Genomic DNA, 15,398 nt, shown 5'->3' on the forward strand with positions numbered 1-15,398 from the left:
TGGAATCAATACTCTCGACGGCCCGATTACAGCAGCTTGCTGGATGCGATCTGCATCGCCAGCTTCGCGATCGAGGGCTCCATCAGGTCGGTCAGCGGCTTGGGGTACAGGCCCAGGGCAAGGGTGCCCACGGCGAATACACCCAACACCAGCCACTCGCGACCGTTGATGTCCTTCAGTTCGGCGACATGGGCGTTGGCCACTTCACCGAAGAACACGCGCTTGTACAGCCACAGCGTATACGCCGCGGTGATCACCAGGGTGCTCGCCGCGCCGAGCGCCAGCCACGGATTGCGCTGGAAGCTGGCCATGATGATCATGAATTCACCGACGAAACCGCTGGTACCCGGCAGGCCGGCATTGGCCATGAAGAACAGCATGGCGAAGGTGGCGAACCAGGGCATCACGTTGACCACGCCGCCGTAATCGGCAATGCGGCGGCTGTGCATGCGGTCGTAGAGCACGCCGACGCAGGAGAACATCGCGCCGGACACGAAACCGTGCGAGACCATCTGCACCATCGCGCCCTGCAGGCCCAGGCGGGCGGCGTCCGGGTTGCCGGCGTCACGCACCAGCCACAGAGCGATGAAGGTGCCCAGGGTGACGAAGCCCATGTGGGCGATCGACGAATAGGCGATCAGCTTCTTCATGTCGTCCTGCACCAGGGCGACCAGGCCGACGTAGATCACCGCAATGAGCGACAGTGCGATCACCAGCCAGGCCCATTCATGCGAGGCATCCGGCACGATCGGCAGGTTGAAGCGCAGGAAGCCGTAGCCACCGATCTTCAGGGCGATGGCGGCCAGGATCACCGAACCGGCGGTCGGCGCTTCCACGTGGGCGTCCGGCAGCCAGGTGTGGACCGGGAACATCGGCACCTTGACCGCGAAGGCGATCAGGAACGCGAAGAAGATCCAGGTCTGTTCCTTGCCCGACAGCTGCAGCTGGTACAGGTCGGCCAGCTGGAAGCTGCCGCCCTTCAGGTACAGATAGATCAGGGCCACCAGCATCAGCACCGAGCCGAGGAAGGTGTACAGGAAGAACTTCAGCGCGGCGTAGATGCGGCGCGGGCCGCCCCAGACACCGATGATCAGGAACATCGGGATCAGCATCGCTTCGAAGAACACGTAGAACAGCATCGCGTCCGTCGCAGAGAAGATACCCACCGTGACACCTTCCAGGATCAGGAAGGCGGCCACGTACTGGTTCACGCGCTTGTCGATCGCGCTCCAGGCACCGATCAGGGCCAGCACCGAGACCAGCGTGGTCAGCAGGATCAGCGCGATCGCGATGCCGTCGACGCCGAGGTTGTAGCCGATGTCGTAGGCGGGAATCCAGGCGCGGGTCTCGACGAACTGCAGCGCGTCGATTCCCGTGTCATAGCCGCTGAGCAGCGACAGGCTGGCCACGAAGGTCAGCACCGCGACGCCCAGGGACGCCCACCGGGCGGTTTGGGCATCACGGATGGCAAGGATCAAGGCACCGCCGATGATCGGCAGCCAGATGAGAACACTAAGTAGGGGCCAGTTCGACACGTCTTCTTATTCCGTACAGGTCATCAACGCAGGTAATGCATCAGGACGCCCAGAAGGGCAATCAGGCCGATGATCATCGCGAAGGCGTAGTGATAGAGGAAACCGGATTGGGTGCGACGCAGCAGGTTGGCCGCCAGATCGATCAGGCGCGCCGAACCGTTGACCACCACACCATCGACCACATTCGTGTCGATCGCGCGCGAAACCTTGCCGAGCTTGATACCGCCGCCGGCGAACCCGCCGATCCAGAGCTTGTCGAAGCCGTACTTGTTCTCCAGCACCGACACGATCGGCGCGAAGGTCTTGCGGGCCTTGCCGGCCAGTTCCGGCTTCCACAGGTAGAACAGCGCCGCCAGCAGGAAACCGACCACCGTCAGGATGAAGGCCGGGGCCATCATGCCGTGAATGGCGAAGGCCACCGGGCCGTGGAACTCTTCGGCCAGCGCACCAATGGTGTTGCGCGCCGGGTCGTAGAAATCAACGATGCCGGTGAAGAACGAATGCACCTGGCCCGGGATGGCAGCGTCGGCATGGTGGCCGGCCCAGTCGGTGCCGTACAGCATCGGACCGATGCTGAAGAAACCGATGACCATCGAGGGGATCGCCAGCAGGATCAGCGGCAGCGTCACCACCCACGGGGTCTCGTGCGGCTCATGCGCGCCATGGCCGTGGCCATGATCGTCATGATGCGCGTCGCCATGGTGGGCATCGGCTGCATGCGCGTCAGCGGCGTGGTGACCGTCATGGCCATGGCCGTGATCGTCATGCGCATCGCGGAAGCGTTCCTTGCCATGGAAGGTCAGGAACAGCAGACGGAAGCTGTAGAAGCTGGTCACGACCACGCCACCCAGCACCGCCCAGTACCCGTAGGTTGCCACCCAGCTCGAGGACACATGCGCGTGGTGCTGCGCGGCCTCGATGATGGTGTCCTTGGAGTAGAAGCCGGAGAAGAACGGGGTACCGACCAGGGCCAGCGTACCGATCCACATGGTGACGAAGGTGATCGGCATGTACTTGCGCAGGCCGCCCATCTTGCGCATGTCCTGCTCGTGGTGCATCGCGATGATCACCGAGCCCGCGCCGAGGAAGAGCAGCGCTTTGAAGAAGGCGTGGGTCATCAGGTGGAACACGGCGGCCGAATAGGCCGACACACCCAGCGCCACGGTCATGTAACCCAGCTGGGACAGCGTGGAGTACGCGACGACGCGCTTGATGTCGTTCTGCACGATGCCGATCAGGCCGGTGAAGAACGCGGTGGTGGCGCCGATGAACAGCACGAAGTTCAGCGCGGTCTGCGACAGCTCGAACAGCGGCGACATGCGGGTGACCATGAAGATGCCCGCGGTGACCATGGTCGCGGCGTGGATCAGGGCCGAGATCGGGGTCGGGCCTTCCATCGAGTCCGGCAGCCAGACGTGCAGCGGCACCTGGGCCGACTTGCCCATCGCACCGATGAACAGGCAGATGCAGATCACCGTGGCAACCGACCAGATCACCGGCTCGCTCATCACCGGGATGGAGGTGCCGAACAGGTCGATCGTGCCCGACCAGATCTGGATCAGCGCGTCCGGATGGCCCAGCACCTGGGCATTGGCGAACACGGTGGCGTAATCGAGGGTGCCGAACACCCACAGCACGCCGGCGATGCCGAGGATGAAGCCGAAGTCACCGACACGGTTGACCAGGAAGGCCTTCATGTTGGCGAAGATGGCGGTCGGGCGCTTGAACCAGAAACCGATCAGCAGGTACGAGACGAGGCCCACCGCTTCCCAGCCGAAGAACAGCTGCAGGAAGTTGTTGCTCATCACCAGGGTGAGCATCGAGAAGGTGAACAGCGAGATGTAGCTGAAGAACCGCTGGTAGCCCGGGTCATCCTGCATGTAGCCGATGGTGTACACGTGCACCAGGAACGACACGAAGGTCACCACGACCATCATCATCGCGGTGAGCTTGTCGACCATGAAGCCGACGTGCGCCGAGTACTGGCCCACTTCGAAGAACGTATAGAGGTTCTGGTTGAACGGCTGGGCGCCGCCCCACAGCAGCATGTACAGCACGTAGCTGGACAGCACGCAGCTGACCGCCACGCCGAGGATGGTGACCGCCTGCGCGCCAGCGCGACCGACCTGACGACCGAACAGGCCGGCGATGATGCTGCCGAACAGCGGTGCAAGCACCACTGCGATCAACAGACTCTTGGAGAGAGTGATTTCCATCTACGGATCAGCCCTTCAGCGAATCGACTTCGCCGACATTGATGGTGCGGCGAGTACGGAACAGGGTTACCAGGATCGCGAGGCCGATGGCGGCCTCGGCCGCGGCCACGGTCAGGATGAAGAAGACGAACAGCTGTCCGGCCGTATCACCCATCTCACGCGAGAACCCGACGAAATTGATGTTGACCGACAGCAGCATCAACTCGATGGACATCAACAGCACGATGATGTTCTTGCGGTTGAGGAAGATGCCGGCAAGGCTGATGCAGAACAGCACCGCACCCAGCGCCAGAATATGGCCAAGCGTGATCATGGCTGCGCCTCCTCGTTGCTGGACGGCTTGATGTTGGTGTGCACGACCGGCTTCTCCACATCCATTTTGACGATGCGCAGGCGATCGCTGCCCTTGACCATGGTCTGCTCGGACGGGTTCTGTGTCTTCAGGCCGGTGCGGCGACGCAGGGTCAGCATCACGGCGGCAACCACGGCCACGGTCAGGATGACGGCGGCGAACTCGAACGGCAGCAGGTACTCGGTGAACAGGCTGCGGGCCAGCCAGGTGATGTTGGAGGTGTCGGCGGCCAGCGCGGCAGCGTTGTCGGCCGGGAACGGATTGACCGCCCTGCCCTTCACGCCGATCAGCACCAGCATCTGCACCAGCATCGTCACCGCCACCACCAGGCCGAGCGGCAGGTAACGCACCCAGCCCTCACGCAGGTTGGAGGGATCGATGTCCAGCATCATCACCACGAACAGGAACAGCACCATCACCGCGCCGACGTAGACCAGCACCAGCGCGACACCGAGGAACTCGGCTCCGACCAGGATCCAGATGCAGGCCACGGAGAAGAAGGTCAGGATCAGGCACAACACGGCGTAGACCGGATTGCGCACGCTGATCACCGCCGCAGCGGAAATGCCCGCCACGATGGAGAAGACCCAGAAACTGATATTTACCCAATCCATCATTCGACCTCAGCGGAAAGCGGCATCGGCGGCGCGACGCTCGGCGATCTCGGCTTCAAGCCGATCACCGATGGCCAGCAGCTGCGGCTTGGTAACGATGTTCTCGCCACGGTTCTCGAAGTGGTACTCGAGAATGTGGGTCTCGACGATCGAGTCCACCGGGCAGCTTTCTTCACAGAAGCCGCAGAAGATGCACTTGAACAGATCGATGTCGTAACGGGTGGTACGGCGGGTGCCGTCCTCGCGCTTGGCCGAATCGATGGTGATCGCCAGCGCCGGGCACACCGCTTCGCACAATTTGCATGCGATGCAGCGTTCCTCACCGTTGGGGTAGCGGCGAAGTGCATGCAGACCGCGGAAACGCGGCGACTGCGGGAACTTCTCCATCGGGTACATCATCGTGTACTTCGGCTTGAAGGCGTACTTCAGGGTCAGCCACAGACCACCGAGCAGCTCAAGGAGCAGCAGGCTTTTGAAGTAGTGAGTAATTCGGTTCATCGCTTAGACGCCCTTCTGGATCACGCCGTAAAACACCATCAACGCCGTCACTGCAATCCAGAAGATGGTGAGCGGGATGAAGACCTTCCAGCCCAGACGCATGATCTGGTCGTAACGGAAGCGCGGGAAGCTGGCACGGAACCAGATGTAGGAGCTGGCGAAGAAGAAGACCTTCAGCAGCAGCCACGGCCAACCGCCCACCCAGATCCACTCAACCCACGGCGCAATGGCCTGGTTGCTGAGCTGGATGTCGAACCAACCCTGGAACGGGCTCAGCCAACCACCGAGGAAGAAGATCGAGATCAGGAAGCTGATCAGGATCATGTTGGCGTATTCGGCCAGGAAGAACAGCGCGAAGGCACCACCGGAGTATTCGACCATGTGGCCGGCCACGATTTCCGATTCACCTTCCACCACGTCGAACGGCGCGCGGTTGGTTTCGGCGACGCCGGACACCCAGTACACGATGAACAACGGGAACAGCGGCAGCAGGAACCAGTCGAACAGACCGGAGTTGCCCGCCTGCGCCATCACGATGTTGCTCAGGTTGAGGCTGCCCGAGGCGATCATCACGCCGACCAGGGCGAAGCCCATCGCGATTTCGTAGCTGATCATCTGCGCCGAGGCGCGCATGGCACCCAGGAACGCATACTTCGAGTTGGAGGCCCAACCGGCCAGGATGATGCCGTACACGCCCAGCGAGGTCATCGCCAGCAGATACAGCAGGCCGGCGTTGGCGTTGGACAGCACGATCTGCGCGTCGAAGGGAATCACCGACCAGGCCGCGAAGGCCGGGCCCAGCGTGATCAGCGGCGCAAGGATGAACATCGCCTTGTGCGAGCTGCTCGGCTGGATGATTTCCTTGAACAGCAGTTTGAAGACGTCGGCGAAGGCCTGGAAGATGCCCATGCCGACATACATCGGGCCATGACGCACGTGCATCCAGCCGATCAGCTTGCGCTCCCAGACCACGTAGAAGGCCACCGAGATGATCACCGGCATGGCGATCACCAGGATCTTCAGGATGATCCAGAGCAGCGCGCCGATGTCGCCCAGTGACAGCAGCCACTGGTGCAGCGGGTCGACCGCGTTCAACAGCAATTCGTTCATGCAGCCACCACCGTTACGCGTGCGGCACCCAGCGGTGCGGTTGCACCGTGGCCCGATTCAATCCAGACCGACCCCGCGGCGACGCGGGCGTCGACCACCACCGGCAGGGTGGCGCGACCGGCATCGGTGCCGACCTTGGCCATCTGCCCTTCGGCCAACTGCAGGCGGGCGGCATCGGCGGTGTTGAGCACGATGCGCGGCGCGGTGTTGAGCGGATGCGACTGCAGTGCCTGGGCGCGACGGACCACCGCATCGGTGCGGTAGATCGCGGCGGTCGAGGTCACTTCCAGGCCCTCACCTGCCACCGGCGTTGCCGCCGAGGACGAGACGGTGACGCTGACCGGTGCCAGGCTGGCGCGCAGGCCGGCCAGATCGGTGAACTCGAAACCGGCCAGCGACAGTTCGCCGCCCAGTGCACGCAGCACACGCCAGCCTTCACGCGCCTCACCCGGCAGCTTGCCGCCGGCACGGGCCGACTGCTCGCGACCATCAAGGTTGGTCAGGGTGGCATCCACTTCCGGCAGCGCGCCGATCGGCAGGATCACGTCGGCGACGTCGCGGGTGGAGGCACAGGCGAACTGGCTGAAAGCCACCACCTGGGCACCGGCCAGTGCCTTGCGGGCAGCGGCGGCGTCGGCGAAGTCCAGGCCCGGCTCGATGCCATAGATGGCATAGGCCTTGCGCGGCTGGGCCAGCATGGCGTTGACGTCCTTGCCGGCCGGCAGTACACCGGCGCGGGTCAGGCCCACGGCATTGGCGCCCTGCGGGATGCGGCACAGCTTGGCACCGGTCGCGGCGGCGAAATCACGCGCGGCAGCGCGGATCGCGGCAGCCTGCGGGTGGTTTTCGGCGATGCCACCGACGATCAGCACCGCATTGCTGGCGCCCTTGACGGCGTCACGCAGCTCGGCGTTGCCCAGTGCGTCGATGAAGGCCGACGGGGCGACGATCTGCTTGCTGGCCAGCTTGAACGCGAAATCGAAGTCCACCGGATTGACGGCGTGGATCTTCGCATTGCGCGTGGTCTGTGCCTTGCGCAGGCGGGCATGCAGCAGCGGCAGCTCGTGGCGGATGTTGCTGCCCAGAACAACGATGCTGTCCGCGCCTTCGATCTCCGCCAGCGGCAGGCCGAACACTTCGGCGGTGGCGGCGTCGGAGAAGTCGCGGTTGTTGATGCGGTGATCGATGTTCGTGGTACCCAGGCCGGTGGCGAGACGGGCCAGCAGTGCGCCCTCCTCGTTCGAGGCCGACGGGTGCACCAGCACACCGAGGTCGTCGCCCTGGTTGGCAGCGAAGATCTCCTTGGCAGCGGCCAGGCCTTCAGCCCAGCTCACTTCCTTCCACTCGCCATTGACCTTGCGCAGCGGCTTGACCGCACGGTCTTCGCTGTACAGGCCCTGGTGCGAATAGCGGTCGCGATCGGACAGCCAGCATTCGTTGACGGCTTCGTTGTCACGCGGCACGGCGCGCAGCACTTCGCCGCGGCGCACGTGCAGGAACAGGTTCGAGCCCATCGCGTCGTGGTAACCCAGCGACTCGCGCGCGGTCAGTTCCCACGGACGGGCGCGGAACTGGAACACCTTGTTGGTCAGCGCGCCGACCGGGCAGACGTCGACGACGTTGCCGGACAGCTCGGTGGTCAGCGGCTTGCCGTCGTAGGTGCCGATCTGCAGGTTCTCACCGCGGTACATGCCACCCAGCTCGTAGGTACCGGCAACGTCGGCGGTGAAGCGGACGCAGCGGGTGCACTGGATGCAGCGGGTCATCTCGGTGGCGACCAGCGGACCGATGTCCTCGTCGGGCACCACGCGCTTGCGCTCGTTGAAACGGCTGACCGAACGGCCATAGCCCAGCGACACGTCCTGCAGCTCGCACTCGCCGCCCTGATCGCAGATCGGGCAGTCCAGCGGATGGTTGATCAGCAGGAATTCCATCACCGAGCGCTGGAACTTCAGCGCCTTTTCACTGCGGGTGGCGACCTTCATGCCATCCATGACCGGCGTGGCGCAGGCCGGTGCCGGCTTGGGCGACTTTTCCACGTCGACCAGGCACATGCGGCAGTTGGCGGCGATCGGCAGCTTCTCGTGGTAGCAGAAGCGCGGGATCGGAATGCCGGCCTTGTCGGCGGCCTGGATGATCATCGAGCCCTTGGGCACGACCAGGGACTGGCCGTCGATTTCGACGGTCACATGATCCGGTGGCACGCTCGGGTTTACGGGTTGCGCGCTCATGCGGCGGCTGCCTCCACCTTCTTGCCGTCAACCATCGAATGACCGTTGACGATGTAGTACTCGAATTCGTCCCAGAACTGGCGCAGGAAGCCCTGGATGGGCCATGCCGCCGCTTCACCGAACGCACAGATGGTGTGGCCTTCGATCTGGCCGGCCACCGTCTTCAACTGATGCAGGTCTTCCATCGTGGCCTTGCCGGCGACGATGCGCTCCAGCACGCGGTGCATCCAGCCGGTGCCTTCACGGCACGGGGTGCACTGCCCACAGGATTCCTTGTGGAAGAACTGGCTGATGCGGCAGGCGAACTTGACGCAGCAGACGCTGTCATCCAGCACCACGATGGCGCCCGACCCCAGACCGGTGCCGAGGGCACGCAGGGTGTCGTAATCCATCTGCAGGCCGTTGAGCTCTTCAGCCTTCAGCACCGGCATCGAGACGCCGCCCGGGACCGCGCCCTTGAGCGTGCGGCCCGGCTTCAGACCACCGGCCATTTCCAGCAGGTCGTCGAAGGTGGTGCCCAGCGGCACTTCGAAATTGCCGCCCTTCTGCACGCAACCGGAGACCGAGAAGATCTTCGGACCGCCGTTCTTGGTCAGGCTCAGGCCCTGGAACCACTCCGGACCATTGCGGATGATCGCCGGCACCGAGGCATAGGTCTCGGTGTTGTTGATCGTCGACGGCTTGCCGTACAGGCCGAAGTTGGCCGGGAACGGCGGCTTGTAGCGCGGCTGGCCCTTCTTGCCTTCCAGCGATTCCATCAGCGCGGTTTCTTCGCCGCAGATGTACGCGCCGGCGCCCAGCGCACCGTAGATGTCGATGTCCACGCCGCTGCCGAGGATGTCCTTGCCCAGCCAGCCGTTCGCGTACGCGTCGGCCAGGGCCTGCTCGAAGTTCTCGAACGGCTCGTGGTGGAACTCACCACGCAGGTAGTTGTAGCCCACGGTCGAGCCGGTGGCGTAGCAGGCGATCGCCATGCCTTCCACGACCGAATGCGGGTTGTAACGCAGGATGTCGCGGTCCTTGCAGGTTCCCGGCTCGGATTCATCCGAGTTGCACAGGATGTACTTCTGCATGGTGCCCTTGGGCATGAAGGACCACTTCAGGCCGGTCGGGAAGCCCGCGCCGCCACGGCCGCGCAGGTTGGACTGCTTGACCATCTCGATGACCTGCTCCGGCGAGATCTTCTCTTCGAGGATCTTGCGCAGGGCAGCGTAGCCACCGGTCTTGAGGTAGCTTTCATACGACCACGGGGTGTCGTAATGCAGGGTGGTGTAGACCACCTGGTGCGGCAACGGTGCGGGACCGACCGGACCACTGGGTGCGTGATGATGTGCCATGTCTTACTCCAACCCGTCCAGCAGCTCGTCGACTTTCTCGACGGTCAGGCGCTCGTGGTAATGGCCATTGATGACCATCATCGGCGCACCGGCGCAACCGGCCAGGCATTCTTCTTCGCGCTTGAGGTAGATGCGGCCATCAGCGGTGGACTGACCGGTCTTGCAGCCGAGCTTCTTCTCGGCGTGCGCGACCAGGTCTTCGGCACCGTTCAACCAGCAGCTGATGTTGGTGCAGAAGGCGACGTTGTGGCGGCCGACCTTCTCCAGTTCGAACATCGAGTAGAAGCTGGCGACCTCGTAGGCCCACACCGGCGGCAGATCCAGGTACTTGGCGACGCCGGCGATCAGCTCGTCGGTCAGCCAGCCCGCATTCTGTTCCTGTGCGGCGTGCAGGCCCTGCAGGACAGCCGAGCGCTTGCGATCCGGCGGGAACTTGGCCAGCCAGTGATCGATGTGCGCACGGGTCTTGTCATTCAAGACCACCATCGGGTCGACGTCGCGCGCCGCCTCGAAATTACCTGTCGCCTTCATCGGCCGACCTCAGCGAATACGAAATCGTTAAAAACCAGAACCTGCAGCGCCGGCAGCAGCCGGCGGGTGTCAGGCGTCGTGCAAGCGGATGCGATCACCGGTCCACCTCGCCGAACACCAGATCGTAGGTGCCGATCATGGCCACCACGTCGGCGAGCATGTGGCCGCGCACGATCGAGTCGATCGAGGACAGATGGGCGAAGCCCGGCGCGCGCAGATGCACGCGGAACGGCTTGTTGGCACCATCGGACATCAGGTAGCAGCCGAACTCGCCCTTGGGCGCTTCGACGGCGGCGTAGGTTTCGCCGGCCGGGACGCAGTAGCCTTCACTGAACAGCTTGAAGTGATGGATCAGCGCTTCCATGTCGTCCTTCATGTCTTCGCGGCTGGGCGGCGCGACCTTGAAGTTCTTGACCATGACCGGACCCGGGTTGGCCTTCAGCCAGGTCACGCACTGCTTGATGATGCGGTTGGATTCGCGCATCTCGGCCACGCGGCACAGGTAACGGTCGTAGCAGTCACCTTCCTTGCCGAGCGGGATGTCGAACTCGACCGCGTCGTACTTGGCATACGGCTGCTTCTTGCGCAGATCCCAGGCGATGCCCGAGCCGCGTAGCATCACGCCGGTCATGCCCCAGGCATGCGCCAGTTCCGGGGTGACCACGCCGATGCCGACCGTACGCTGCTTCCAGATACGGTTGTCGGTCAGCAGGGTTTCGTATTCGTCCACGCGCTTGGGGAACTCAACGGTGAAGTTCTCCAGGAAATCCAGCAGCGAACCTTCGCGCGAGGCGTTGAGGTTCTTCAGGGCCTTGCCCTTGTGCCAGCGCGATTCCTTGTACTTGGGCATGTGGTCCGGCAGGTCGCGGTAGACGCCGCCCGGACGGTAGTACGCCGCGTGCATGCGCGCGCCGGAGACCGCTTCATAGCAGTCCATCAGCTCTTCGCGTTCGCGGAAGGCGTACAGCATGACCGCCATCGCGCCCAGATCGAGCGCGTTGGACCCCAGCCACATCAGGTGATTCAGGATGCGGGTGATTTCGTCGAACATGGTGCGGATGTATTGCGCACGCTCCGGCGCCTCGATCCCCATAAGGGTCTCGATCGCGCGCACGTAGGCGTGCTCGTTGCACATCATCGACACGTAATCCAGGCGATCCATGTAGCCGATCGACTGGTTGAACGGCTTGGACTCGGCCAGCTTTTCGGTACCACGGTGCAGCAGGCCCACGTGGGGGTCGGCACGCATGATGGTTTCGCCGTCCATTTCCAGGATCAGGCGCAGCACACCGTGCGCGGCCGGATGCTGCGGGCCGAAGTTCATCGTGTAGTTGCGGATTTCCTGGCGCAGTTCGGCCGGGTTGCTCGCAAAGGCCTGGCTGGCCTGGGTGAATTCACTCACTTGCTTGCCTCCGACTGCGCGGATTCACCGGCAGCGGTCTGGAAACGGGCGTCGTCACGGATCACGCGCGGCACGCCGACACGCGGTTCGACCGAGGTCACCGGTTCATAGATGACGCGCTGTTTTTCTTCGTCGTAGCGCACTTCGACGTTGCCGATCAGCGGGAAATCCTTGCGGAACGGATGGCCGACGAAGCCGTAGTCGGTCAGGATCCGGCGCAGGTCCGGGTGACCTTCGAAGATCACGCCGAACAGATCGAACGCTTCACGTTCGAACCAGTTCAGGCCCGGCCAGATATTGGTCAGCGAGGCGACCACCGGCAGCTCCTCGTTCGGCGCAAAGCAACGGATGCGCATCGTGAGGTTGTGCTGGTAGGAACGCAGCTGGGTAACCACGGCGAAACGCTGCAGCGGGATCGGCTGCGGCTGGGCGCCATCGCTGGTTTCGCGGGTGGGGAATTCACCCCAGGCGAAACGACCGACGGACTTGCCCTCTACGCCACGGCTGAAGCCCTGGGACGACACATCGGCCGTATCCCATTCGTCGCTGCCATAGCCGAGGTAGTCCAGGCCGCACAGGTCAACCGCCTGCTCGAAACCGAATTCGTCGCGCAGCGCCAGAGCGGTGGCATGCCAGTCAGCGGCGGGCACTTCCAGCGTCACTTCGCCGCGGGGTTCGACCACGAAGACCTGCGCACCTGCGAAACGTGCGGAAAGTCGGTCGATGAAGGAATGTGCTTGCTCTGCCATGGGGGCTTGGCGTGCTCTTGTCAGGAGGGATGTCAGCGGGCGATGGTCTGCGTACGCCAGATCTTCTTCTGCAACTGCAGGATCCCGTACACCAGCGCTTCGGCGGTAGGTGGGCAGCCGGGGACATAGATGTCCACCGGCACCACGCGGTCACAGCCACGCACTACTGCATAGGAGTAGTGGTAATAGCCGCCACCGTTGGCGCAGCTGCCCATCGAGATGACCCACTTCGGGTCCGGCATCTGGTCATAGACCTTGCGCAGGGCCGGAGCCATCTTGTTGACCAGGGTGCCGGCCACGATCATCACGTCGGACTGACGCGGCGACGGGCGGAACACCACGCCGTACCGGTCAAGATCCAGACGCGCCGCACCGGCGTGCATCATTTCCACTGCGCAGCAGGCCAGACCAAAGGTCATCGGCCACATCGAACCGGTACGCGCCCAATTCAACAGCGCATCGACGCTGGTGGTCACGTAACCCTTTTCGAGCAGGGGGTTGTCGCCTTCGGGGCGCAGGATGTCATCGACCCGCCCTTCCGGGACCGGGTTGTTCATCAGGCCGTCGAGCGTCTGAATTACTCCCATTCCAGCGCTCCCTTCTTCCAGACGTAAATGAAACCGAGGAAAAGCATGCCTACGAAGAGGCCCATCGTGACCAGCGAACGTGCGCCCAGTTCCATGAAGACCTGGGTCCACGGCACGATGAAGATGATTTCCAGATCAAATACGATGAACTGAATCGCGATCAGGTAGTAGCGCACATCGAACTTCATGCGCGCGTCCTCGAAAGCCTCGAAGCCGCATTCGTACGGCGAGAGCTTTTTAAGATCAGGACGTCGGGGACCGAGGAATCGGCCAACCAGCATCAGCGCAACGCCGATACCGGTGGCAACGATCAGAAACAGCAGAGACGGCAAATATTCGGCCAGCACAGCGATTCTCTCTTGCCTCTGCCGCTGCGCCTGCAGGCGCTTTGGCATGGGGGAGTGGACGGATACCGCTACCTGGCGCTTTGCGCGCCAGACGAACCCGCTTACAAACAAATGGTGCCCAAGAGGGGACTCGAACCCCTACGACTCTCGTCGCTACCACCTCAAGGTAGTGCGTCTACCAATTCCGCCACCTGGGCTTACGATCGCACCGGTTGTTCTCCAGTGCGCCGCATATTGTAACCGTCTTCAGCGAGTCTGGGTGCCTTCCGAAGGCTTTTCTTCACCAGATTTCGGGGTTTCCGCCTGAGCCGGCACAGTGGCCGACGGAACAGGCTGCTGCGACGGGGTTTCCGGGGCCTTCGGCACGGCCGGAAGCTCGCCTGCCGGCGCGGCTGGCGCACTGGCGGCCGGAGCCGACATCAGACCCAGATCCTGCTGCGCCGCCGGGCGCGAGCCATGGCTGGCATACCAGGCCATGAAGAGGCTGATGCCGAAGAACACCACGGCCAGCCACTTGGTCGACTTGGACAGGAAGTTGGACGCGCCACGCGCGCCGAACACAGTGCCCGAGGCGCCGGCACCGAAACCCGACCCTGCGGCCGCGCCGGAACCACGCTGCATCAGGATGAGCGCGATCATGGCCACTGCGACCAGCACGTAGACCACATTGAGGATCAACATCAGCATTTCGAATCCGTCCTCGGACATGTCGTGCCGGCGGTTGAGCCGACAACGTAACTAATTAGCGCCCCGCCGCCGCGGCAGCGATGGCAAGGAAGTCCGCGGCCACCAGGGAGGCGCCGCCCACCAGCCCACCATCGACATCGGGCTGTGCGAACAGTTCCGCGGCGTTGTCGGGCTTCACGCTGCCGCCATAGAGGATCGACAGTGAATCCGCAATTCTAGCATCGAGCTTGGCCACTTCGCCACGGATGAACGCGTGGACCTGCTGGGCCTGTTCCTTGGAGGCAGTCCGGCCGGTACCGATGGCCCAGATCGGCTCATAGGCGACCACGGCCTGGGCGAAGCCGGCGGCGCCGACCAGCTCCAGCACCGGGGCGAGCTGGGCGGCGATGACCGCCTCGGTCTGATGGGCCTCACGCTGCTCGAGGGTTTCGCCCACGCACAGGATGGGGGTCAGGCCGGCATGCAGGGCGGCGGCGAACTTGCGGGCGACCAGCTCACTGCTTTCGGCGTGGTACTGGCGGCGTTCGGAGTGGCCGACCAGGCCGTAACGGGCACCGACTTCGGCCAGCATGGTGGCCGAGACTTCGCCGGTGTAGGCGCCCTTTTCGTTGCTGCTGACATCCTGGGAGCCAAAGGCGACGGCGCGCCCTTCGAAGGCTTCGACCAGTTCGCCCAGGTACGGGAGCGGCGGCAGGACCACGACTTCGACGCCCTGCAGTGGGAGGTCGGCAACCAGGTCACTGACCAGGTCGGTGGCGAATTGGCGGCTGCCGTGCAGCTTCCAGTTACCGGCGACGATCTTGCGGCGCATGGCGGGGGCTCCTTTGGGTATCAGCCGGCCATGATAACGGATGCAACGAATTGGCGTTGGCGGGAAAACGCTTACATTTCAATTGGATATTTATTTTTTGTTGCGGCCCCAAGTCAAAAGCAAGGGCGACGGGGCCGGTGGACGTGCCCAGACTGGGCGGGCGTGGGTGGGTTGGCGGGACACGCCGTAAACCCCGCTCCGCGGCCCGGCCCAACCGCCGGCGGTTGTGCGTTCGAACGCATGCGAGGCAGTGCCTCGCAAGCAATGCGCTCTCACCCATGGGGGCTCGAGATGCGCCATCCATGGCGCATAACGGTCCCGCCAAGCCCCCCCCCCCCCCCCCCAAACACATTTTGGGCGTGGAGTGGAAAAAAAAAAAACCCCCGGGCGG

The 15,398-nt window shown here is 63.6% G+C and carries 15 protein-coding genes and 1 tRNA gene; all 16 read right to left on the reverse strand.

The features are described from left to right. Window positions 1–26: 26 nt before the first annotated feature. Window positions 27–1,535, reverse strand: a complete 1,509-nt coding sequence (locus ABE472_RS08115) for an NADH-quinone oxidoreductase subunit M (RefSeq protein WP_282260951.1) — start codon at window positions 1,533–1,535, stop codon at window positions 27–29. A 23-nt stretch (window positions 1,536–1,558) separates the two neighbouring features. Continuing rightward, entirely contained in the window at window positions 1,559–3,751 is a 2,193-nt protein-coding gene (nuoL, locus tag ABE472_RS08120; RefSeq protein ID WP_313208966.1) for an NADH-quinone oxidoreductase subunit L, read from the reverse strand. A gap of 7 nt (window positions 3,752–3,758) precedes the next feature. Beyond that, window positions 3,759–4,064, reverse strand: a complete 306-nt coding sequence (gene nuoK, locus ABE472_RS08125; RefSeq protein ID WP_019182685.1) for an NADH-quinone oxidoreductase subunit NuoK — start codon at window positions 4,062–4,064, stop codon at window positions 3,759–3,761. Beyond that, entirely contained in the window at window positions 4,061–4,717 is a 657-nt protein-coding gene (locus ABE472_RS08130; RefSeq protein WP_121041162.1) for an NADH-quinone oxidoreductase subunit J, read from the reverse strand. Before ABE472_RS08130 ends, nuoK begins: the two co-directional genes overlap by 4 nt. 9 nt (window positions 4,718–4,726) lie before the next feature. Then, window positions 4,727–5,215 carry an NADH-quinone oxidoreductase subunit NuoI gene (gene nuoI, locus ABE472_RS08135; protein ID WP_121038409.1) on the reverse strand — a complete coding sequence of 163 codons (489 nt, stop codon included), beginning with the start codon at window positions 5,213–5,215 and terminating at the stop codon, window positions 4,727–4,729. A 3-nt stretch (window positions 5,216–5,218) separates the two neighbouring features. Beyond that, a complete protein-coding gene (gene nuoH / locus ABE472_RS08140; RefSeq protein ID WP_346463822.1) occupies window positions 5,219–6,325 on the reverse strand; it encodes an NADH-quinone oxidoreductase subunit NuoH in 1,107 nt (368 codons plus the stop codon). Continuing rightward, complete coding sequence (gene nuoG, locus ABE472_RS08145; protein WP_346463824.1) at window positions 6,322–8,556, reverse strand: NADH-quinone oxidoreductase subunit NuoG; 2,235 nt, start codon at window positions 8,554–8,556, stop codon at window positions 6,322–6,324. Before nuoG ends, nuoH begins: the two co-directional genes overlap by 4 nt. Then, window positions 8,553–9,893 carry an NADH-quinone oxidoreductase subunit NuoF gene (nuoF, locus tag ABE472_RS08150; protein WP_346463826.1) on the reverse strand — a complete coding sequence of 447 codons (1,341 nt, stop codon included), beginning with the start codon at window positions 9,891–9,893 and terminating at the stop codon, window positions 8,553–8,555. Before nuoF ends, nuoG begins: the two co-directional genes overlap by 4 nt. 3 nt (window positions 9,894–9,896) lie before the next feature. Further along, the gene (gene nuoE / locus ABE472_RS08155; RefSeq protein WP_121038421.1) at window positions 9,897–10,424 is read right to left on the reverse strand and encodes an NADH-quinone oxidoreductase subunit NuoE; all 528 of its coding nucleotides are present in this window, start codon (window positions 10,422–10,424) and stop codon (window positions 9,897–9,899) included. A 94-nt stretch (window positions 10,425–10,518) separates the two neighbouring features. Then, window positions 10,519–11,826, reverse strand: a complete 1,308-nt coding sequence (locus ABE472_RS08160; RefSeq protein ID WP_313208961.1) for an NADH-quinone oxidoreductase subunit D — start codon at window positions 11,824–11,826, stop codon at window positions 10,519–10,521. Further along, the gene (locus tag ABE472_RS08165; RefSeq protein WP_313208960.1) at window positions 11,823–12,575 is read right to left on the reverse strand and encodes an NADH-quinone oxidoreductase subunit C; all 753 of its coding nucleotides are present in this window, start codon (window positions 12,573–12,575) and stop codon (window positions 11,823–11,825) included. The genes ABE472_RS08160 and ABE472_RS08165 overlap by 4 nt, the downstream gene beginning before the upstream one ends. A gap of 32 nt (window positions 12,576–12,607) precedes the next feature. After that, on the reverse strand, window positions 12,608–13,162 hold the full coding sequence (locus tag ABE472_RS08170; protein WP_019182677.1) for an NADH-quinone oxidoreductase subunit B: 555 nt from the start codon (window positions 13,160–13,162) through the stop codon (window positions 12,608–12,610). Further along, window positions 13,153–13,509 (reverse strand): NADH-quinone oxidoreductase subunit A, encoded by a 357-nt coding sequence (locus ABE472_RS08175; RefSeq protein ID WP_026069699.1) that lies wholly within the window; start codon window positions 13,507–13,509, stop codon window positions 13,153–13,155. Before ABE472_RS08175 ends, ABE472_RS08170 begins: the two co-directional genes overlap by 10 nt. A gap of 112 nt (window positions 13,510–13,621) precedes the next feature. Continuing rightward, window positions 13,622–13,706: transfer RNA gene (locus ABE472_RS08180), tRNA-Leu, on the reverse strand. A 49-nt stretch (window positions 13,707–13,755) separates the two neighbouring features. Beyond that, a complete protein-coding gene (gene secG / locus ABE472_RS08185) occupies window positions 13,756–14,196 on the reverse strand; it encodes a preprotein translocase subunit SecG (RefSeq protein ID WP_313208959.1) in 441 nt (146 codons plus the stop codon). A 55-nt stretch (window positions 14,197–14,251) separates the two neighbouring features. Then, window positions 14,252–15,007 (reverse strand): triose-phosphate isomerase, encoded by a 756-nt coding sequence (gene tpiA, locus ABE472_RS08190; RefSeq protein WP_346463828.1) that lies wholly within the window; start codon window positions 15,005–15,007, stop codon window positions 14,252–14,254. Between the last annotated feature and the right edge of the window lie 391 nt (window positions 15,008–15,398).

The sequence above is a fragment of the Stenotrophomonas sp. TWI809 genome, from assembly GCF_039673205.1.
GTDB lineage: Bacteria > Pseudomonadota > Gammaproteobacteria > Xanthomonadales > Xanthomonadaceae > Stenotrophomonas.

Bases quoted from the DNA above. Each gene is read 5' to 3' on its own strand.
- secG (WP_313208959.1), bottom strand. From the start codon at position 14,196: ATGCTGATGTTGATCCTCAATGTGGTCTACGTGCTGGTCGCAGTGGCC.
- ABE472_RS08130 (WP_121041162.1), bottom strand. From the start codon at position 4,717: ATGGATTGGGTAAATATCAGTTTCTGGGTCTTCTCCATCGTGGCGGGC.
- nuoI (WP_121038409.1), bottom strand. From the start codon at position 5,215: ATGAACCGAATTACTCACTACTTCAAAAGCCTGCTGCTCCTTGAGCTG.
- nuoG (WP_346463824.1), bottom strand. From the start codon at position 8,556: ATGAGCGCGCAACCCGTAAACCCGAGCGTGCCACCGGATCATGTGACC.
- nuoH (WP_346463822.1), bottom strand. From the start codon at position 6,325: ATGAACGAATTGCTGTTGAACGCGGTCGACCCGCTGCACCAGTGGCTG.
- tpiA (WP_346463828.1), bottom strand. From the start codon at position 15,007: ATGCGCCGCAAGATCGTCGCCGGTAACTGGAAGCTGCACGGCAGCCGC.
- ABE472_RS08165 (WP_313208960.1), bottom strand. From the start codon at position 12,575: ATGGCAGAGCAAGCACATTCCTTCATCGACCGACTTTCCGCACGTTTC.
- ABE472_RS08170 (WP_019182677.1), bottom strand. From the start codon at position 13,162: ATGGGAGTAATTCAGACGCTCGACGGCCTGATGAACAACCCGGTCCCG.
- nuoE (WP_121038421.1), bottom strand. From the start codon at position 10,424: ATGAAGGCGACAGGTAATTTCGAGGCGGCGCGCGACGTCGACCCGATG.
- nuoF (WP_346463826.1), bottom strand. From the start codon at position 9,893: ATGGCACATCATCACGCACCCAGTGGTCCGGTCGGTCCCGCACCGTTG.
- nuoK (WP_019182685.1), bottom strand. From the start codon at position 4,064: ATGATCACGCTTGGCCATATTCTGGCGCTGGGTGCGGTGCTGTTCTGC.
- nuoL (WP_313208966.1), bottom strand. From the start codon at position 3,751: ATGGAAATCACTCTCTCCAAGAGTCTGTTGATCGCAGTGGTGCTTGCA.